Source organism: Paraburkholderia panacisoli (assembly GCF_008369935.1).
In the GTDB taxonomy this organism is placed as follows: domain Bacteria; phylum Pseudomonadota; class Gammaproteobacteria; order Burkholderiales; family Burkholderiaceae; genus Paraburkholderia; species Paraburkholderia panacisoli.
The window spans coordinates 93,830-113,454 of the sequence record NZ_VTUZ01000007.1 but is presented as its reverse complement, the minus strand read 5'-3'; the positions used below and the strand labels follow the sequence as shown (position 1 = coordinate 113,454).

19 protein-coding genes and 1 pseudogene are annotated in these 19,625 nt (G+C 65.8%); 8 read left to right on the top strand and 12 right to left on the bottom strand.

All coding sequences use genetic code 11. From position 1 onward, the window contains the following. Window positions 1–66: 66 nt before the first annotated feature. Window positions 67–1,464: an MFS transporter gene (locus FVF58_RS12795; RefSeq protein WP_149670266.1), complete on the top strand. Its 1,398-nt coding sequence runs from the start codon at window positions 67–69 to the stop codon at window positions 1,462–1,464. Window positions 1,465–1,513: 49 nt separating this feature from the next. Here the strand turns inward: FVF58_RS12795 and FVF58_RS12790 are convergent, their stop codons facing one another. The 5 genes from FVF58_RS12790 to FVF58_RS12770 form a co-directional block, all read right to left on the bottom strand. Continuing rightward, on the bottom strand, window positions 1,514–2,008 hold the full coding sequence (locus tag FVF58_RS12790; RefSeq protein WP_149670265.1) for a DUF421 domain-containing protein: 495 nt from the start codon (window positions 2,006–2,008) through the stop codon (window positions 1,514–1,516). Window positions 2,009–2,088: 80 nt separating this feature from the next. Next, window positions 2,089–2,742, bottom strand: coding sequence for a glycosyltransferase family 2 protein (locus FVF58_RS12785; RefSeq protein ID WP_149670264.1), 654 nt, complete (start codon window positions 2,740–2,742; stop codon window positions 2,089–2,091). After that, window positions 2,739–3,341: a class I SAM-dependent methyltransferase gene (locus tag FVF58_RS12780; RefSeq protein WP_149670263.1), complete on the bottom strand. Its 603-nt coding sequence runs from the start codon at window positions 3,339–3,341 to the stop codon at window positions 2,739–2,741. Before FVF58_RS12780 ends, FVF58_RS12785 begins: the two co-directional genes overlap by 4 nt. Window positions 3,342–3,365: 24 nt before the next feature. Beyond that, entirely contained in the window at window positions 3,366–4,532 is a 1,167-nt protein-coding gene (locus FVF58_RS12775; protein WP_223191147.1) for an acyl-CoA dehydrogenase, read from the bottom strand. A 230-nt stretch (window positions 4,533–4,762) separates the two neighbouring features. Then, on the bottom strand, window positions 4,763–6,736 hold the full coding sequence (locus tag FVF58_RS12770; RefSeq protein ID WP_149670262.1) for a PAS domain-containing hybrid sensor histidine kinase/response regulator: 1,974 nt from the start codon (window positions 6,734–6,736) through the stop codon (window positions 4,763–4,765). A gap of 227 nt (window positions 6,737–6,963) precedes the next feature. On the opposite strand from FVF58_RS12770, the gene FVF58_RS12765 reads away from it, so the two are divergent. Next, complete coding sequence (locus FVF58_RS12765; protein WP_149670445.1) at window positions 6,964–7,188, top strand: hypothetical protein; 225 nt, start codon at window positions 6,964–6,966, stop codon at window positions 7,186–7,188. A gap of 133 nt (window positions 7,189–7,321) precedes the next feature. On the opposite strand, the gene FVF58_RS12760 is transcribed toward FVF58_RS12765, so the two are convergent. Then, complete coding sequence (locus tag FVF58_RS12760) at window positions 7,322–8,383, bottom strand: NAD(P)/FAD-dependent oxidoreductase (protein ID WP_149670261.1); 1,062 nt, start codon at window positions 8,381–8,383, stop codon at window positions 7,322–7,324. A gap of 230 nt (window positions 8,384–8,613) precedes the next feature. On the opposite strand from FVF58_RS12760, the gene FVF58_RS12755 reads away from it, so the two are divergent. After that, on the top strand, window positions 8,614–9,051 hold the full coding sequence (locus FVF58_RS12755; protein ID WP_149670260.1) for a carboxymuconolactone decarboxylase family protein: 438 nt from the start codon (window positions 8,614–8,616) through the stop codon (window positions 9,049–9,051). Between the two features lie 62 nt (window positions 9,052–9,113). On the opposite strand, the gene FVF58_RS12750 is transcribed toward FVF58_RS12755, so the two are convergent. Together FVF58_RS12750 and FVF58_RS12745 are read right to left on the bottom strand one after the other, a co-directional pair. Next, window positions 9,114–10,688: a methyl-accepting chemotaxis protein gene (locus FVF58_RS12750; RefSeq protein WP_149670259.1), complete on the bottom strand. Its 1,575-nt coding sequence runs from the start codon at window positions 10,686–10,688 to the stop codon at window positions 9,114–9,116. Between the two features lie 472 nt (window positions 10,689–11,160). Further along, window positions 11,161–12,021 carry a LysR family transcriptional regulator gene (locus FVF58_RS12745; protein ID WP_149670258.1) on the bottom strand — a complete coding sequence of 287 codons (861 nt, stop codon included), beginning with the start codon at window positions 12,019–12,021 and terminating at the stop codon, window positions 11,161–11,163. A 159-nt stretch (window positions 12,022–12,180) separates the two neighbouring features. Between FVF58_RS12745 and mdtD the strand changes: the two genes are divergently transcribed. After that, window positions 12,181–13,581 (top strand): multidrug transporter subunit MdtD, encoded by a 1,401-nt coding sequence (gene mdtD, locus FVF58_RS12740; protein ID WP_149670444.1) that lies wholly within the window; start codon window positions 12,181–12,183, stop codon window positions 13,579–13,581. Window positions 13,582–13,721: 140 nt separating this feature from the next. On the opposite strand, the gene FVF58_RS12735 is transcribed toward mdtD, so the two are convergent. Beyond that, complete coding sequence (locus FVF58_RS12735; protein WP_149670257.1) at window positions 13,722–14,495, bottom strand: SDR family NAD(P)-dependent oxidoreductase; 774 nt, start codon at window positions 14,493–14,495, stop codon at window positions 13,722–13,724. Between the two features lie 253 nt (window positions 14,496–14,748). Between FVF58_RS12735 and FVF58_RS12730 the strand changes: the two genes are divergently transcribed. Then, window positions 14,749–15,678: a LysR family transcriptional regulator gene (locus FVF58_RS12730; RefSeq protein WP_149670256.1), complete on the top strand. Its 930-nt coding sequence runs from the start codon at window positions 14,749–14,751 to the stop codon at window positions 15,676–15,678. Window positions 15,679–15,859: 181 nt separating this feature from the next. On the opposite strand, the gene FVF58_RS12725 is transcribed toward FVF58_RS12730, so the two are convergent. Then, window positions 15,860–17,305 (bottom strand): isoxanthopterin deaminase, encoded by a 1,446-nt coding sequence (locus tag FVF58_RS12725; protein WP_149670255.1) that lies wholly within the window; start codon window positions 17,303–17,305, stop codon window positions 15,860–15,862. A 17-nt stretch (window positions 17,306–17,322) separates the two neighbouring features. Then, a pseudogene (locus tag FVF58_RS12720) lies at window positions 17,323–17,631 on the bottom strand (ABC transporter permease); the annotation flags it as partial. Between the two features lie 58 nt (window positions 17,632–17,689). Here FVF58_RS12720 and FVF58_RS12715 point away from each other — a divergent pair. Continuing rightward, the gene (locus FVF58_RS12715; RefSeq protein ID WP_149670254.1) at window positions 17,690–17,869 is read left to right on the top strand and encodes a hypothetical protein; all 180 of its coding nucleotides are present in this window, start codon (window positions 17,690–17,692) and stop codon (window positions 17,867–17,869) included. Here the strand turns inward: FVF58_RS12715 and FVF58_RS51380 are convergent. After that, the gene (locus FVF58_RS51380) at window positions 17,858–18,004 is read right to left on the bottom strand and encodes a hypothetical protein (RefSeq protein ID WP_188130803.1); all 147 of its coding nucleotides are present in this window, start codon (window positions 18,002–18,004) and stop codon (window positions 17,858–17,860) included. The genes FVF58_RS12715 and FVF58_RS51380 overlap by 12 nt on opposite strands. 75 nt (window positions 18,005–18,079) lie before the next feature. Here FVF58_RS51380 and FVF58_RS12710 point away from each other — a divergent pair, with 75 nt between their 5' ends. After that, window positions 18,080–19,174, top strand: a complete 1,095-nt coding sequence (locus FVF58_RS12710; protein ID WP_149670253.1) for a glycosyltransferase family 2 protein — start codon at window positions 18,080–18,082, stop codon at window positions 19,172–19,174. Window positions 19,175–19,335: 161 nt separating this feature from the next. Further along, the gene (locus tag FVF58_RS12705) at window positions 19,336–19,557 is read left to right on the top strand and encodes a hypothetical protein (RefSeq protein WP_149670252.1); all 222 of its coding nucleotides are present in this window, start codon (window positions 19,336–19,338) and stop codon (window positions 19,555–19,557) included. Window positions 19,558–19,625 lie beyond the last annotated feature (68 nt).

Below are 19,625 nucleotides of genomic sequence, written 5' to 3'. Positions count from 1 at the left end.
TTAACAATCCGCACCGTACAGGTGCAATAATGCCCCTTTGCCTGCGACACGCCGCCGCTCGCCTTCATGACCGCCGTCCAGAAAGCTCTGATTGCGCCCCTTATCGTCGCCTGCGCGATGTTCATGGAGAGCGTCGATGCGAACGTGATCGTCACCGCCCTGCCCGCCATGGCGCGCGACTTCGGGCGCGACCCGGTCACGCTGAAAATCGCGGTGACGAGCTATGTGCTGGGACTCGGCGTGTTCATCCCCGTATGCGGCTGGCTCGCCGACCGTTTTGGCGCGCGCACCATCTTCCGCACCGCGATCGGCATCTTCGTGACGGGCTCGCTCCTGTGCGCCGCGTCCAATTCGCTCGCCACGTTCACGCTCGCGCGCTTCGTGCAAGGCGTCGGCGGCGCGATGATGGTGCCGGTCGGGCGGATCATCATCTTTCGCGTGGTGGACAAGTCCGACTTCATCCGCGCGATGAACTACCTGAGTGTGCCCGCGATGCTCGGCCCCGCGGCGGGCCCGCTGCTCGGCGGCTTCATCACCACTTATCTGCATTGGCGTCTGATTTTCTTCATCAACGTGCCGATCGGCATACTCGGCATTTATCTGACCAACAAGTACATCACCAACACGCGCGAGCCGGACCCGGGCCCGCTCGACTGGATCGGCTTCCTGCTGTCGGCGGCGGGCGCGGTGCTGCTTCTGCTCGGGCTGTCGCTGGTCGGCGGCGAACTGATTTCCAACGCCGACGCGTTCGGCATGTGCGCAAGCGGCGCCGTGCTGCTCGCGATCTACGTCGCTTACGCACAGCGCGTCGAACTCCCGCTGCTCGACCTGCGCTTTTTCAAGGTGCCGACGTTCCAGGCCAGCGTGCTCGGCGGCTCGCTGTTCCGGATCGGCCTCGGCGCATTGCCGTTCCTGCTGCCGCTGATGCTGCAGGAAGGCCACGGCATGAGCGCGTTCCAATCCGGCCTCATCACCTGCGCGTCGGCGTTCGGCGGCATGTTCATGCGCACGGTCGCGTCGAGCGTGCTGCGGCAATTCGGCTTCCGCTCGGTGCTGGTGGTCAACGCGGCGCTTTCCGGACTGTCGATCGCGGCATGCGGACTGTTTTTCCCCAGCACGCCGACGTGGATCATCTGGGTGGTCGTGCTGCTCGGCGGCTTCTTCCCTGCGCTGCAATTCACGAGTCTGAACTCGCTGACCTATGCGGAGATCGCCAACCGCGACGTGGGACGCGCAACGAGCCTCGGCAGCGTCGTGCAACAGATGTCGCTCGGGCTCGGCGTGACGGTCGGCGGGATCGTGCTGCAGATTTCGCGGCTGTTGCACGGGCATCCGAGCATCACGTGGTCGGATTTCTGGCCGGCGTTTCTGGTGGTCGGCTTGTGCTCGTTCGCGTCGATTCCGGTCACGCTGCGCATGCCGCGCGGCGCCGGTGAGGAAATCTCGCGCGGCGGCCGGGGTTAAGCGCCGCGCGCAGGTTATACACCCTCGTCACGCGTTCCTTACCCGGTTCTCACGCGTTCTTGCGGATCACGCTCACTTCGCCGTTGCGTTCGAGAATCGCCGCGGCCACGTTGTCCATCGTGCGTGATCCGGTCTTTTGCCGCACGCTTTCCTGCACGTCGGTCGAGGTGATCAGCGCGGCATCCATTTCGTGCGCGTTGAACGCGCCGTTGCTGAACACCTCGCGCTCGACGCCGCCCACCAGCCGCTCGAGCCCGCGCGAGCGCATGCAGGCCCACGCCAGCATCCGGTGACACAGCACGATTGCGAGCGACGCGACGACTGTGGCGACGAACGGCGATGCGCCGACGATCGCGCGGCTCAAGGTGGCGCCGAGCAGGATCACCACCACCGAATCGAACGGCGAGCGTTGCCCAAACGAGCGCCGGCCCGATACGCGTATCAGCACGAGCGCGATCAGGAACACGACGATCGAGCGCATGCCCATCTGCAAGGGGTCGAGATTCCTGCCCTCGCCAAACAGAACGAAGATCGCGTCCATCATGTCGCCCTCCTCGCGGCGTCCCGCCGTCTCGATCTTCTGTTATCCGAAGCAAATTCCGGATGCCTCGCGAGTCGCGCGCGTCATCCGGCCGCCCATGCCGCCAGCGTGTCGCCGAAGCCGCCCCGCGCGCGGGCCGCCGCGCGCGCGCTCGTGATGACACGCGGTGCGGCGCTCCACGCGATGCGCGCGCCGATCGCAATCAGCCGGTCGACCAGCGCCACGTCTTCGCTGCACGTGAGCGGCGGAAAGCCGCCGGCGCGCCGGTAAGCCTCGGCCGACACGCCGAGATTCGCGCCGTGTACGTGACGATGACCGTCTGCATCGACGTAGGTCTTGCGAAAATATTCGCGCACGCTGTGCGGATGCGTGCTCCAGTCGTCCACCGCGATCGAGCCGCAGACCGCGTCCGCATCCTGCGCCAGCTGCGCAACCAGCCAGCCTGCCGACACGCGGCTGTCGGCGTCGGTGAACGCGAGCCAGCGGGCGCCGTCCGCGAGCAGCAGGTCGGCGCCCGTCGCGCGCGCAATGCCGACGTTGCGCGCCTTTAGCGTCAGCGTTTGCACGCCGTAGGCCCGCGCGATCGCGCCGGAAAAATCGTTGCACGCATCGAGCACGACCACGATGCGCACCGCTTCGCCCACGAGGTCCTCGTGGCGCGACGCTTCGATCAGCGCCGCGAGGCAAGGCGCCAGCAACGCCTCTTCGTTATGTGCCGGAACGATCACGCCGATCATAGGAGCCCCTCGCGTTGCGCTACCGAACGCGCGTCGCGCGACCAGACGTCGATCAGCAGATCGGCTTCGTCATGATGCGCAAGACGCGACAAGCCGCAGCGCGCATCGAACAACGCATGCGCGGCGTCGGCGGATTCAAGCGCTTCGGCGAAAGGCCGGCGCCAGTGACACGCGAGCAGCGTGCCGTCGGTCGTCAGCGACGCGGCGATCCGCGCGGCCAGCGTTTCCAGCTCGGCTGCAGCGAGGTAGTAGGCAAACTCGCTGATGACGATCAGATCGAACGGTCCGGCTTCGGTCGGCCATTCACGCGGCACCGTGCGCTGCTCGACACGCACCTGCGGTGCGCCGGCCACGCGCTCGCGCGCGAGCAGTACCGCTCGCTCATGCAGATCGACGGCGAGCAACGCGTCGCAGCGGTTCGCCAGTTCGACGCTCAGCTCGCCGTTCGCGCAACCGGGTTCGAACGCGTTCCGATAACGCGGGTGCGGCAGCAGCGCGAGCGTGAGCGACCGCTTGCGCCGTTCGTACCAGCCTTCGCGCAGCTTCCACGGATCGTCGCTCTCTTTGTAGAGTTGATCGAAATACTGCGTGGTCGACATCTCAGCGACCCTCCGCGCTTCGGATCAAAGGGTCCACGGCGCACCTCCGAAGGTGGACGTGTCGACGACGCGCGGCGCGGCGATCATCTCGCCGAGCGCGGCAAGATCGCGTTCCGCGTGACTCTGGCGCAGAAACACCGGCAGGTCCGCCAACGCGCGCGCGAAGCGCGCATTGCGGCACAACGGGCCCGCGCCGAGCGCACGCGTCGCGTGAAGCATCACGGCGCCCGCCGCCTCCTCGACGACCAGACGCGCGCGCAGCGCTTCACACTGCGCGTCGGCCTGCGGATTCGCGTCGATATGCGCGGCGGTTTCGCGCAACACGGCAGCCGCCGCTTGCAGCGCGACATCGACCGCGCCGAGATGAGCGAGGCGCAGCGCATCGGCGCGCTGCGCACAAGCGTCGCGCAACATCCGGCCGATCTGCGCGGCGGCGCCGTACCAGCACGCGGCAATGCCGGCGCCGCCATGCCAGAAGCCCGGCCGGCGCACATACGCGTGCGCCGCGCCCACCAGCGTCGCGGGGGTGCGATCGAACATCACATCCGCACTGGCCGTGGCTCGCATGCCGACCGCTTGCCAGTTCGATGCGTCGATCGAGATCGTCGGCTGATCCATCGCGACGGCGACGAGCACCGGCTGTTCATCCAGCCATGCGGTGACGAGCGCGTGACTGACGACCGCTGCGCCCGAACACCAGGCTTTGGTACCGGTGAGCTGAACCTGCCCGTTATCGCTTCGGATTCCTACTTTGCTGACCTGCACGCGCGCGTCGGGGGGCTCGGCGGCCCACACGCCCCAGCAACTCCCCGCGGGCGGCGTGGGGCCGTGCAATTCGGCGAGGATGGCAAGTGCGTCCGTGTGGCCTTCGAACAGCTTGACGAGGCCCAGGTCGCACGCGGCAACCGCCGCCAGTGCGCGCCAGCGGGCCAGCGTGTGGCCGTGGCCGGGCAATGGCAGAAGCGGCGCGCGGTCGTAGCCGCGCTCGACCATCTCGCGCAACAGAGCGCCGAGCGCAGCCGGGTGGTTCGGATCGAAACGCGCAGTATGTAGAAAATCATCCAGCGGCGCGGTAGTTTTCGCGCCGCCGCGCGGCTCGCGCGCCGGATCCGAATCGCGGCGGCCGGATTTGCCCTCGCCCGGCGGGCGCCGCGCATGGACGCCGGCCGCATGATCACGCGTATCGAGCATCGTGCCTCCCTGAAGCGGTTCGATTTGCCGCCTGCGGCCTGCGTAAAGCCGCGGCATATGCAAAGGCCTCAGCAAACGACGTGCCCCAGCGCCGAACGCCGGCGAGCCGCCGTCTTCAGGCCGCTCAGTGTCAGGAAGGTGGGATGAAGTGCGCGAAGCCGCGCACGGTACTGGGAGGCAACGACAAAGGGATCAAAGCAACGATGGGGACGAACCGGCCGCGTCGACGCTCAAGGGAAATCGCGCTTGCCGCGCCGCGATTCGGCCTGCGCGAGCAGCGCGTCGAACTGCCCGAGTTCCACCGGCTTCACCAGATGCGCATGAAAACCGGCAGTGCGAGTCCGTTCGCGGTCGCTCGCGTGGCCGAAGCCCGTCATGGCGACGAACATCGTCCCGGCCAGTTCGGGCATCACGCGCAGTGCGGCGAGCGTCGCGTAGCCGTCCATTTTCGGCATCGCAATGTCGATCACCGCCAACTGAGGCACGAAGCGCGGCGCGATCTCCAGCGCCTGCTCGCCGCCGTACGCGATGCGCACCTCGTGGCCCTTGAGTTCGAGCAGCATCGCGAGGCTGTCGGCGGAATCGTGATTGTCGTCGACCAGCAGGACCCGCAACGGCGACACCTCGGGCGTGACCGCATGCGTCTCGTCAGCGGCCGCTTCCGACGACGCGCCGGCAAGCGGCAGACTCAGCGTGAACGCGCTGCCGCACCCGAGCCCTTCGCTGCTCGCGAAGATACTGCCGCCATGCATCTCGACCAGCGATTTGCACAGCGTGAGCCCGATGCCTAGACCGCCTTCGCTCGAATTCTGGCCGGCTTTTTCCTGCGCGAACAGTTGGAAGATCTTGTCGAGCGATTGCGCCGGAATACCGCAGCCCGCGTCGCGCACTTCGAGCACCGCCATCCGGTAGTCGATGCGGCCCGTGACATCGATACGGCTGCCCGGCGGCGAGAATTTCGACGCATTGTGCAGCAGGTTCTGCAGCACCTGCACGAGACGGGTCATGTCGCCGCGAATGCATACCGGTTCGTCCGGCACATGCGGCACGACGATCTGCTCGTGCGCGTCGGTGAACGGCCGCGCCGCCTCGATCGCGCGTGCCACCAGTTCGCGCAGATCGACGCGGCCGACGCGCAATTCGATCTTGTCCGACATGATCCGGCCCACGTCGAGCAGATCGTCGACCAGCCGTGTCAGATGGGTGACCTGGCGGTCGATCAGATCGCGCGAATGCATCATGGCGGGACTCAGCCCGGTTTCGAGCTGCATCACGCCGACGGCGTTGCGCACCGGCGCAAGCGGATTGCGCAACTCATGCGCGAGCGTCGCCAGAAACTCGCGCATGCGCTCGCTCGAGCGCTCCAGTTCTTCACGCTGACGCCGCTCGGTCAGATCGCGCGTGACCTTGGCGAAGCCGCGCAAGCGGTTCGATTCGTCGTGCACGGCCGTGATGTTGACGTTGGCCCAGAAGGTCGAGCCGTCCTTGCGCACGCGCCAGCCTTCGTCTTCCACATGGCCGAGCTGCCGCGCGATGGCCAGCTCGCGCGCCGGTTTGCCGGCCGCGGCTTCTTCGGGCACATAGAACAGCGAGAAATGCCGGCCGACGATCTCTTCGCGCGTATAGCCCTTGATGCGCGCCGCGCCCGCATTCCAGCTCACCACGTAGCCTTGCGGATCGAGCATGAAGATCGCGTAATCCTTGACGCAATCGACCAGCAGGCGAAAACGCTCCTCGCTTTGCCGCAACGCTTCCACGTACTCGCGTTGCGCGGTCAGGTCGCGCGTGATCTTGGCGAAGCCGGTGAGGACGCCCGCGTCGTTGCGGATCGCCGTGATCACCACGTTCGACCAGAACAGGCTGCCGTCCTTGCGCACTCGCCAGCCTTCGTCCTCGAAGCGGCCTGTGAGCGACGCCTGTTGCAGTTCGTAGGTCGGCCAGCCGCGCGCCACGGCTTCCTGGGTATAGAAGCGCGAGAAATGCTGGCCGATGATTTCCTGCGCCGTGTAGCCCTTGAGCTTCTGCGCGCCGACGTTCCAGCTGACGATGTGCCCGGTCGCATCGAGCAGGAAGATCGCGTAGTCTTCGATCGCCTGCACGAGCGCCGAATAGTCGACGGCGACGGCAGGGGTCGTACGGGCTGCGGCGGCGCCTCGGTCGGGCTCGCCGTCTTCGCGGGCGGAAGGAACATCAAGCTGGTTCATGACGCGCAAGTATAGAGGTTCCGGTCAAAGGATACACCGCGCATGACCGGCTGCTTTGCCTATCGTTTCACCCGATGGATGCCGTCACGGCCGCCGCGCCGCCGCGTTGCCCCATCGGCAGAAAACGATCGCGCCGGGCCCCGCTTTTGCTACGAGGTGACTGTCGTTACATCGACATCGCATGTCGTTAAGACAGGGAGCCCCAATTGAAACGAACGAAGCAGACACTGACCACCCTCACGCTCGCCGCAGCGCTCGCGCTCGCCCATGCCGCGGCTTACGCGGAAGGTTGCACCAAAGGCGCGGTCGTGGGCGGCGTCGCCGGGCACGTCGCCGGGGACCACGGCGTGGCGGGCGCGGCCGCGGGCTGCGCGATCGGCCATCACGAAGCGAAGAAGAAGGACAAGGCGGCGAGCGCGGCCGCCGCGGCGAGCGAGCCCGCAGGAAAATAACACCTGGCCCGCAGAAAAAAAGAGCCGGTCGTGACATGTCGATCTCGACCGGCTCGCTCACGCGCGTCGCACGACCCGCTCAATCGGCTCGATCGGTTCGATCCAGGCGCCGGCCAGTCACACGGCCACCCGCTCAGCCGGCCGCGGCGACTTTTTCCGCCAGCTTCGCGTCGTAACTGGAATGGATGTGCACGCGCTTTTTCTCGGGATACGCGTACGAATACGCCTTGCGCAGCGCCAGCGACGCCTCGTGGAATCCCGACAGAATCAGCTTCTGCTTGTTCGGATAGTTGGCGATGTCGCCGACCGCGAAAATGCCCGGGCGCGAACTTTCATAGTTCGACGTATCGACATCGACGCGGCCGCCGTGAATCGTGAGACCCCATTGCGCGATCGGGCCGAGATCGGCAACCAGCCCATACAGCGCGACGAGATGCTCGGTCTCGAGTTGCGTCTCGCCTTCGATATGCCGCAGCGTCAGCGCCTTCAACGCATCGCCTTGGACGCTCAATCCCGTGATCGCGCCGACCACGAAATCCATCTCGCCCGCTTCGACCGCGCGCCGCATCGACGCGACGCTCGAATCGGCCGCGCTGAAGCCGCTGCGCCGATGCACCAGCGTCACGCGCCGCGCGACCTTGCGCAACGCGAGCGCCCAGTCGAGCGCCGAGTCGCCGCCGCCGGCCACGACCACGGTCTTGCCGGCGAAATCGGCGACGCGCGGCACGCTGTAGTGCACATGGCGCGACTCCAGCGGCAAGGCCTCGGGCAGAGTCAGCTTTTGCGGCACGAACGCGCCGTTGCCCGCCGCGAGCATGATGGCCGCGACGTCGAACACGAGACCGCGGCCGGTGCGCACGGTCCAACGCCCGTCGTCGCGCTGCTCGACCGACTCGACCCGCTGATCGAGATGGATCGGCACGTCGAACGGCTTGCATTGGGTCATCAAACGCTCGACCAGATCGCGCGCGGTGCACGACGGAATCGCGGGGATATCGTAGATCGGCTTGTCGGGATAGAGTTCGGTGCATTGGCCGCCGATCTTGTCGAGCGCATCGACGATCTGGCACGACAGGCCGATCACGCCCGCCTCGAAAGCCGCGAACAGGCCAACGGGGCCGGCGCCGACGATCAGCACGTCGGAGCGGATCGGGGGCGCGAGAGAATCGGCTGGCGGGTCGGCGGCGGGCGTCATGGGCGGTCTCTTCGAATAGGCGATGGCCCACCATACAGAATCGCCCGAGGCCCGGCAACGATGCCATTACAGGCGGTAAGGACGCTCGGCGGGCCACCTGCGCAAGTCATGCAAGCGGGAAAGTGGTTACCTGAAAATACCCAAAACCGGTTATTTTCCGAATCCAGTCTTACGCCTAAGCTTCACCCATCGCATCACGGAATGCGTCCAACCCGACTCAGGAGTGAATCATGGAACAACGTCTCGACTTCTACAAAGCCAACCCCGCCGCGATCAAGGCCTTGATCGGCGTCGAAGAGCGCATCGGCAAATCGGCGCTCGAAAAATCGCTGACCGAACTGGTTCGCCTGCGCGCGTCGCAGATCAACGGCTGCGCGTACTGCGTCGACATGCACACCAGCGACGCCCGTAAAGGCGGCGAAACCGAACGGCGTCTCGCGACCGTGGTGGTGTGGCGCGAAACGCCGTTCTTCACGGACCGCGAACGCGCCGCGCTCGAATGGACCGAAGCGCTGACGCTCGTGTCGCAAGACCATGTGCCCGACGCGGTATGGAACGCGGTGCGCCCGCACTTCAGCGACGAGGAACTGGTCGACCTGACGCTGCTCGTCTCGGCGATCAACGCATGGAACCGTTTTGCGATTTCGTTTCGCAAGATGCCGGCCTGAACGCGCGCGTTGCGGTAAGCGCACACGTCGAGCCCACCCGGACGGCGCTGCGTCGAGCAGGTTCAGACAGCCTCTTCACGCAGCGCTACATCGCTCGCGACCTTGAAGGCCGCGGTCAACTCGCTCAATTGCCGCGCCTGATCCGCCAGCGAGTTCGCGGTCGCCGCGCTTTCCTCGACCAGCGCCGCGTTGTGCTGCGTGACCTCGTCCATCTGCGTGACGGCGAGGCTCACCTGGCGGATGCCTTCGCTCTGCTCCTTCGACGCCGCCGCGATCTCGCCGACCAGACGCGCGACGCGCCCGATCGCGGCTTCGATGTCCTGCATCGTGCCGCCCGCTTCGTTGACGAGTCCCGCGCCGCTCTCGACGCGCGAAGTCGACTCCGCGATCAACGCGCCGATTTCCTTCGCGGCCGCCGCCGAGCGTTGCGCGAGACTGCGCACCTCGCCCGCCACCACCGCGAAGCCGCGCCCTTCTTCGCCGGCACGCGCCGCTTCGACGGCTGCGTTCAGCGCGAGGATATTGGTTTGAAACGCGATGCCTTCGATCGCGGTGATGATGCCGGTCATCTTCGACGACCCCGCATGAATCACGCGCATCGTCTCCACCATGCTGCCAACCGAATGACGTCCGCGCGCGGCCATCTCGGACGCGCGCGACGCCAGTTCGCTCGCGTGATGCGCGTTCTCGGCGTTCAACTGCACGGTCGACGTGAGCTGTTCCATCGCCGCGGCGGTTTGTTCAAGCGACGCGGCCTGCTCTTCGGTGCGTTGCGACAGATCCAGATTGCCCGCGGCGATCTGCTGGGTCGACGAGGCGATCGAATGCGAACCGGCGCGCACGGTGGTGACGGTCGCGCCGAGCTTGTCCTGCATCGACGCGACGCCGCGCAGGAGCGTCGCCATTTCGTCGTTCGAACGGATCGGCACGCGGGTCGTCAATTCGCCGGCGGCGATCGCGTCGAACTGGCGTAGCGCGTCGTTCAGCGGCGTCATGATCGCGCGGCGCAACATGCGCCAGCTGATGAACGCGACGGTGAGCCCCACCAGCACACTGCCGATGCACGCATACAGCAGCGTATGAAACAGCGTCGCCGAGCGCTCGTTGGCGTCGCTCGCCTGCTGGTTCAGATAGTCCTCCAGCGCGCTCTGGCTCGCATTCATCGCGCTGTAAAGGCCGATCAGATGATTCGCGCGGCTCTCGTCCATCCAGCTCGCGTCGCCGCTGCGGATCGCGTCGATCAGCTTGTCGATGCCGTCGCGCCGCACGGTGCCGCGCCTCGCGTCGAGCTCGTCGGTGAGGCGTTGCAGCTTCGGCGTCTTCGGCAGATCGCGGAACGCATTCCACCATTTGTCCGATTCGCCGAGCAGCATGCGGGCGCGTTCGAGCTGCGTGGCCAGTTGCGGCGAATGCGGATTGCTCATCGCCCAGTCGAGCCCGAAACGCGCGCGTGACATCGCCGTACCCGATTTGCCGAGCGCCACCACCGACGCGAAATGCACGCTGTACGCGTCGCGCTGCGCCTGGTTGCTTTGGTCCATGCCGAGAATGCCGAGCGCGCCGGTGGCGATCAGCAGCACGCCGAGAAACGCAATCGTGATCGCGATGCGCAGATTGATGGTGAGATTTTTGGTCATCGTGGTGGTGGTCGCTCTGGCTGGTCTGGCGCTGCGGCTCATGACGTGCGGTCCCCGCGCACGTGTGAAAGACGGTGAGTTCCGGTACTTTCACGTGGCCAATCTTCTTTCGGATAAAAACGCTCAGTGTTCCTTGTATGGAACATGTACCCGTATATGGAAAAGTATAGCGATTCGCACCCAGATGAAAAAATAAAATCTGGCGGGCGCGGCAACCGCGCAACACGTATGCAGCGTGCGCGCAAATCGCTGTGACGAAGTGAACTGGCGGCCGCAGGCGCCGCACGCGTAGGACAGCGTAGCGATTGTCAGTGTCGGGACCGATGACCGACCGGTTGCCGCACCGGATCGGGCGCGGTGCTGCGCGACCAGACCGCAACGCGCGCGATGAAAAGCAATGCAGCGGCGTGGCTAATCCGAACAGAATGAAACGGGCGGCTTCTTGCGTCGCGCAAGCGGCGCGCGCCTGTCGTCATTCACCAATCCACGAGCCTCGCAAATCGCTGTCGTGCAACAGTTGCAGCAGCGTGCCAGCCGGGCGGCTGAGGCGTTTGGCCGCCAGCGCGATGAACTCCACCGACGGCAGCGTCGGCAAACCAGCGGCGTTCAACGGCGGTGTGAGCCCGCGCGCGGCCAGGTACTGCGGCCGTACCGTGATGCCGAGCCCGCCGCGCGCGGCCGCGATGCAACCCGCATGGCTGCTGCTCGTGCACACCACCTGCCAGCTGAAACCCGCCTCGGCGAGCGCGTCGAGCACGACCGCGCGTGTCACGCTCGGCTCGGCGACCAGAATCAGCGGCAATGGCTGGCTCAGATCGACCAGCGTGCCCGCGCGCGCGAGCCATTCCAGCCGCCCGGTGAAAAGCGGCACGCCGCGCCGGTCGCCAAGCCGCCGTTTGCCGACCAGCAGGTCGATCGCGCCCGCGTCCAGCAACTCGTACAGCTTGCCGGTCATGCCGATGGTGATCTCCAGCTCGACATCCGGATGCGCATTGCGGAACGCCGCGAGCACCGTGGGCAGCGGCCCGAGCGCGACGTCGTCGGACGAGCCGAGGCGCACGCGCCCTTTCAGACGCGGCGCGCGAAACTGCGACTCGGCCCGCGCCAGCGCCTGCAGGATCACGCTGGCGTGCGCGAGCATCGCCTCGCCGTCCGGCGTCATCGCGAGCGAATGGGTGTCGCGCACGAACAGGCGCCGGCCCACGCTCGCTTCGAGCCGGCGGACGTGTTCGCTGACGCTCGACTGTGTGAGGCCGAGCCGGCGCCCCGCCTCGGTAAAGCTGTGGCAGGCGGCGACGGTCGCGAAGGTCTTGAGCCAGATGGGATTGAGCATGCGTCATTGTCGCGCCGCTTATCGCCAAAGTCGATAACAGTCAGCGTCCCTAGTGGGCTTCCCGATTGACGTCGATGTCAATATCATGACGGAACTCTCCCGATGATTGCCTCGCGCGCGGACTTCTGCGCCGTCAGACCGCCCGCCGCGCCCTACCAGATGAACAAGGATTCTTCCCAGACCGCGCTGCTGTGGATCGTCGCCGCCGGTTTTTTCATGCAGTCGCTCGACACGACGATCGTCAACACCGCGCTGCCGTCGATCGCGAACAGCCTGCACGTCGCGCCCCTTGCGATGCAACCCGTCGTCGTCGCCTACACGCTGACCATGGCGATGCTCACGCCCGCGTCCGGCTGGCTCGCCGACCGCTTCGGCACACGCCGCGTCTACTTCGCGGCGATCCTCGTGTTCGTGCTGGGCTCGATCTGCTGTGCGAGCGCGCACACGCTCGGCCAGTTGGTGATGGCGCGCGTGCTGCAGGGTCTGGGCGGCTCGATGCTGCTGCCGATCGGCCGGCTCGCCGTGTTGCGCAGCGTCTCCGGCGAGCAATACGTGTCGGCGCTCGCCTTCATTTCGATCGCCGGGCAGCTCGGCCCGATTGCCGGGCCGACGCTCGGCGGCTGGTTCGTCCAGGCCATCACGTGGCACTGGATTTTCCTGATCAATGTGCCGATCGGCGCGGTGGGGCTATACGCGGTGCAGCGGTTTTTGCCGTCGCACGACAGCACCCAGGCGCCGCCGTTCGATCTGATCGGCTGCACTCTGCTGTCGCTGTGCATGATCGCGTTTTCGCTCGCGATCGACACGCCGGTCGCCACACATCGCGCGGCCTGGTCGGCGGCGTTGTTCGCGCTCGCCGTCGCGAGCGCGCTCGCCTACATTCCGCACGCGAAACACCGGCGCAATCCGCTCTTCAAGCTGTCGCTGTTCGGCGAGCCGAATTTCAGCGTCGGCCTGATCGGCAACCTCGTGTGTCGCGTCGGGTCGAGCGCCGTGCCGTTCCTCGTGCCGCTGCTGCTGCAACTGCAACTGGGTTATTCGCCGCTCCATTCGGGGCTGATGATGCTGCCCGCCGCGCTGGCCGGCACGCTCGCCAAACGCTGGATCGCGCCGCTCGTGCGGCGCTACGGTTATGACACTTTCCTGCTCGTCAACACCATCATCGTGGGGTCCGCGATCGTCGCGTTCGCGCTGATTTCGCGCGGCACGCCGCTCGTGATCGAGATTGCGATCCTCGCCGTATTCGGCGCGGCCAACTCGATGCAGTTCGCGGCGATGAACAGCGTCACGTTGAAGGACCTTTCGCATGAAGATGCGGGCAGCGGCAACAGCCTCTTTTCGATGGTGCAGATGCTGGCGATCGGGCTGGGCGTGTCGATCGGCGGCGGGCTGGTGAATCTGTTCTCCGCGCAATGGGGGTCGGCGGCGCTGGGGTTCCGTTTCAGCTTCGTGTGCGTCGGCGTGATCACGCTGCTGTCCGCGTGGGTGTTTCGTCATCTCGACGATCCGTCCGGCACGCGGGTGGTGGGTCGGCAGGCGGCGCAAAGCGCGGGGCGTTGAGGTGGTTGCAGCGCGGCTGTGTCGTGCTTGATCCGCGCCTGATCCGCGCTTGATCTGTACCCTCGCGGCACCCATGTGCCGTTGCGACTGGCAGGGCCTGCCTGCTCGCACAGTGCCCGCACACCACCGCTTGCTTCGCATCAATCCGGCAAGCGGACGCCCGAAAACCCCTCACACGCTTCGATCAGCCGCTCCTGCACGGCGACATCACGCAACACCGGATGCGTGTCGCGAGGCTTCATGTGATAGAAATACCCGCCGCTGACGGTGGCAGCCGGCTCATCGCTGACGGCGAGCCACACCTGGGTTTTCGGTGCCGCCTGCAGATCATCCGGCGCGCCCGCCCCGCCCATTCTGGTGGCGACCCATCCGGGCTCCAACGCGTTCGACAACACCTGCGGCCAGCGTCGCGCGACTGCGAACGCGAGCAGCGCGTCATGCAGTTTCGAGTCCGAATACGCTGCCGCGCCCTGCCACGGACGCCGCTCCCAGGCCAGATCGTCGAGGCTCGCATCGCCGCTGCGATGCAGGCCCGAGCTGAGATAGACGAGCCGCTTCGGCTTGTCGATCAGCGCGGTCAGCACGTAGGGCGCCAGCGTATTGACCGCGAAGACCTGCGACAAGCCGTCGACGGTGGCGACCCGGCGCGGCTCGCGGTAGCCGAGCGCCGCGTTGTGAATCACCGCGTCGAAACGGCCGAGACGATTGACCTGCTCCGCAAGCGCTTTGGTGGCCGCGATACTCGACAGGTCGCCGACCAGCGCGGTCTGCGCTTGCGGCACCGCGCGCAAGGCTTGCTCGGCGCGCGCGGCGCTGCGCGCGTGCAACACGACCTGATGCCCCATCTCGACGAGCAGGCGTGCGGCCATCTGGCCGAGGCCATCGGCGGAGCCGGTAATAAAAACTCGTGACATCGTGCGTTCTCCGTTGACGAGTCAAAATATGCCCAATGCATAACAAGAACCGCATGCCACCGTATGCCGGGCGAGAGTTCGTACAGCTTAACGTTAAAGTCACGCCTGACCCGATAGCGCGACCGTCATTGCACTCATGACAGCAGATCATCTATCCGTTTTGACAGGCATTACATCCCTGCGCCGATGCGTGAATTCCAGCAGACTTCGCGTTAGCATGTCGGGCATTCACGAATAACAAAAGGAATCTCACATGCCATTTGACGAGCGCATGCTGAACGGCATGGGCGTGCTGACGGCGATCGTCGATTGCGGCAGTTTTGCGGCGGCCGGCGAAGCGCTCGACATGTCGCAATCCGGGGTCAGCCGTTCCGTCGCGCGGCTCGAAGCGCGCCTGGGCATCCGGCTATTCGACCGCACCACGCGCTCGGTCATGCTGACCGACGAAGGCCGGCGCTTCTACGAACAGATCGTGCCGCTGCTGGGCGGCCTCGAAGAAGCGGCGGCGTCCGCGGCCCAGGGCGCGAGCGCGGTGCGCGGACGCTTGCGCGTGAACATGGACCCGTTCTTTTCGCGCCTCGTGCTGGGGCCGAGGCTCGGCGGCTTCATCGACAAACACCCCGATCTGCAGCTCGAACTGATCACGCGCGACCAGCTGGGCGATATGGTCGCCGACGGCTTCGATCTCGCGATCCGTTTCGGCGAGCCGCCGGTGTCGACGCTGATCGCGCGCAAGCTGCTGGATACGCGCATTCTGACGGTGGCCGCGCCTTCGTATCTGAAGAAGCACGGCCATCCGGCGAACCCGGCCGAACTCGAAAGCGCGCAGCACGTCTGCATCAAGTTCCGCGACCCGTTGACCGGCTATCCATTCAGTTGGGAATTTCATCGCGGCCGCAAGAAGCTCGTGATTACGCCGCAAGGCCGCTTGACCGTGAACGACGTGGGCACCTTGCACAGCGTCTGCGTGGCGGGCCAGGGCGTCGCGCAGATTCTGTCGCTCGGCGCGGAGTCGCTGCTGGCAAGCGGCAAGCTGATCGAGTTGTTTCCGGACTGGGCCGACGAGGTTTATCCGCTGTATGCGCTCTATCCTTCGCGGCATCATCCGCCGGCCAAGGTACGCGCGTTCTTTGACTTCATTGTTTCGCTGACCGGCGGTGCGCCGCGTGAGGCGGCGGGTTGAAGCAGCGAGCCAGGTGAAGGAATTGTTGCGGTCTGCGGGTTCAGGTTGGGGTTCGAATTCGCGACGTTGCGGGATAGTTCGGACTCCGGCCGGATCGGTTTTGATTGCCACGCTGCGGCTGATGAAGGGCGCGGCCACGCGCCCGTTTCAAGCACGCCGGCCGCTCGATTCGCTCACTGCTTCACGCCACCTCGATCAGCAACTCCCTCACCGCCTTGCGCGCCTCACGCGCCAGTTCCCTCAGATCGACGCCGTCGATCTGATCATCGGCTACCACGCGCTTGCCGGCGCAGAACAACGCCGCGAGCGATGGCCGCCCGCCCGACGCCACCGGCCCGATCGCCGGATCATGCAAGCCGAAATAGCGCGGATCGTCGAGCCGGTACACCGCGAGGTCGGCGGAAAAGCCCGCCGCGATCCGGCCGACCTCGTCGAGACCCAGCACCCGCGCCCCGCCCGCCGTGGCCCAGTGAATCACGTCCGCAATGCTGGCAGCGCCCGCTCCGCCCTCGAAGCTGCCGCCGCGATACGCGGGCTGCGCCATCATCCCGAGCCGCGCGCGCTGTGCAAGCCAGGTCATGTGCACTTCGGAGATCATATCGGCCGCTTCGTTCGACGCCGCGCCGTCGACGCCGATCGACACCGGCACGCCGGCATCCGCCATCTCGCGCACCGGACAGATGCCGCTGCCCAAGCGCCCATTGCTCTGCGGACAATGCGCGACCCCCGTGCCCGTCTGCGCGAGCATGGCGATTTCGTCGGCATCGACCTTGACGAGGTGCGCGTACCAGACATCGCTGCCGAGCCAATCATGCTCACCGCAAAACGCCACCGGCGACTGCCCGTACATCGCCTGCGCGCTGTCCTGATAGGCGACCGTCTCCGACAGGTGGCTATGCAGACGCAAGCCGAGCCGCCGCGCGAGCGCAGCGCTCGCGCGCATCTCGGCGGGCGAGATCGAATACAGCACGGTGGTCGGCGCCATCACGACCCGCTGCATCGCGCGCGGCGACGCGTCGTGATAGCGGGCGGCGAGCCGCTCGATATCGGCCGCGTACGCATCCAGCGACTCGGGCCGCAAAGTCGTCGGCAGTTCGGCTTCGAGTTGCCCTGTCTGCGTCGCGCCGCCGCGCAGCAGCACGAAACGCAAGCCGAGCTTCTGCGCTTCTTCGAACAGGATCGCCGAACTGTCGAACGGCATGCCCGGGTAATACACGTAGTTGTGATCGGCCACCGTCGCGCAGCCCGAACGCGCCAGTTCGATCAGGCCGATGCGCACCGCGAGCCGAAAGCGCCGCTCGTCGAACAGCGCGCGAAAGCGATACGGCGTCGCGGCGAGCCACGGCGTCAGCGTTGCGTCGAGGCCGGCCGTGTCGCCCTTGAGCAGCGACTGGAACAGATGATGGTGGGTGTTGACCCACGCGGCGTAGATCACGCAATCGGTCGCGTCGACGATCGTCTCGCCGGGCCGTGGCGTGAGCGCGCCGATCGCATCGATCGAATCGCCGACGATGCGGATGTCGGGACCGCTCACGCGTGCGGGATCGTCGCGGGAACCGAGGCCGCCGGTCATGATCGCGGCTGCGTTGCGGATCAGCGTCGAAGTTGTCGTGTCGTGTGCCGTCATGAGCGTGTGCGTGAGAATCAAAGTTGGCTATCATGCCAGCCGCGTAAACCGATGCGCGACACCCAGGCCGTGATGGCGAACAACACGACGCCCGTCACGGTAATCAGCAGCAACGGCGCGAACAGACGCGGAATATTCAGCTGGAAGCCCGCCTGCGGGATCTGATACACGAGCCCCGCGCCACTGCCTCCCGTACCGGCGACGAACTCCGCGACCACCGCGCCGATCAGCGATAGCCCGCTCGAAATACGCAGGCCGCCGAAGAAGTATGGCAAGGCGCTCGGAATCCGCAAGCGCACCAGCGTCTGCCGGCGCGTCGCCGGGTTGCGACTCCAGGCCCGCGCCTTGCTGCACGGAAAGGGTCATCCACCCAGGAGAGCGGCAATGAGCGCAACCAGGCAATCCACCAAGGACACCCCGGCCGACATGGAACACCCGCAGCCGGTGACTCACAGCGACAACGAAAAGAGCAAACTGCCCGAACGCGACGACGAAGACCGCAATCAGTCGCCCGCGGACCGTCCCGGCAAGAAGCCCGGCGAGGGCGAGCCGTCAGTCAGTTGAAAAAATTAAGCGTGTCTGCAAGCGGCTTTGCTGCGTTTGAGCAGCTAAGCCGCATAAATTTTTCCCTTCTATCGGCTTTCGGAAGCCAAACATTTCTTCCGGATTTTTGCCGATTATTTTTTTTGCGCGTTGCATTATTTTGCTGCTTGCAGCGTGCGCACCAAGCGAACCGGCTGCCGCCCCTCTTAATCGATAAAAAAGGCGACGCCCATGTCCATCTCATCGAGGTCACCTCGTCAGGCCGAACTTTCCGCCAAAGTCTCCATCTGTCTGCCCACCTGCGATCGTCCTGAACTGATCGCGCTGTGCATCGATTCATGCCTCGCGCAAAGCTACGGCAACCTGGAAATCGTGATCGGCGACGATTCGAAGGACACCCGCACCCAGAAGTTGATCGCGACCCGCTATGGACAGGAGCCGCGCGTGCGCTACAGGCGGAATCAGCCGCCGCTCGGCCAGGCGCGCAATGTCGCGAGCCTGTTCGAACGCGCGAGCGGCGACAAGATCCTGTTGATCCACGACGACGATCTGCTCGCGAGCGACGGCGTCGAAAAACTCGTGTCGCTCTGGACGCTTCATCCGCAACTCGACGCGGCCTTCGGCGATCAATACGAAGCCGATCACGGCGGCGCCGTCCATCTGGACGCGAGCGCACGGCTGAACGCGGCGTTCCGGCGCACGAAGGACGCTGAAGGTCTGCAGCCGTTGCCGGGCAGAACCGGACTGATCCAGATGTTCCCGAACAATGGCTGGATGGCCGACGCCCGACTCGTCAAGCGGATCGGCTACAAGGAACAGTACGGCATGTGCTGTGACTTCGTGTTCGGCGCCGAACTCTGTCTCGCGGCGCGCGAAGTGTTTTATCTGCACGACTATGTGTCGGTGTATCGCAAGACCGCGACGTCGATCTCGCACAGCACGCGCGGCACGGCGATCGCTGCGACGGTCAGCGCGTACGCGTTCGTGAAGGCCTTGCAACTGCCGCCGCAACTGGAGCCGTCGCGCAAGCTGGCGCTGCGGCGTCTCGCGCCGATCGTCGTGTCGATTCACGCGAGAAACCGGCAGGCGCTGGCGGGTTTCAGGATCGCGCTTGGTCATCTGTCCGCATACAACTATGGGTTCAGTGCGCGGCTCTACTACCATCTTCTGATGCTCGCACGCGCAGGCTTGACGGTGCGCCCGCAGGCTGTGGCGGCTGCCGCTGTTGCGGCCGTGGCAGCCAGGCCGGCGGTCGCATCCGATCCGGCTGCGGTGGTCAAGGAACTCGTCAACGAGCTTGTGACGGATCGCTCCGAGTCGGTTTGATGAGGGATGGACGGCGTCGCCAGACGCTCGCCTGAACGCGTGTTCGAACACCCCCTGCCCCGGGCATCCTGTGCTTAGCAAACGCGTATTCGTTGTTTGGCAGCGCGCACCGCGTTGATTACGATGAACTCGATCCATCATCAGCCGCGAGGTGATTCACCATGTCCGACAGCGCCTGTTTCAAGCCACGCGTGATCGAGCCCGTGCTCGTCGATCAACCCGAAGGATTGGGGCTCGCTGTCGAGTTGTGGCTGGTACAGCCCGTCGACGGTATCGCGGGCCGGGCGCTGCGGATTCATTTGCGCAGCAACGCGCGCATGCCGCAAGCCGAAGCGCTGCGCGATCTGCTGCACGCATGGGGGACGGAGATCGTGGTGAGTTGAGCGCGTACGCAACGGCCCGCATCGCAGCGCGCATGCGAAAAAAAAGCGACCGGATCGCTACCGGCCGC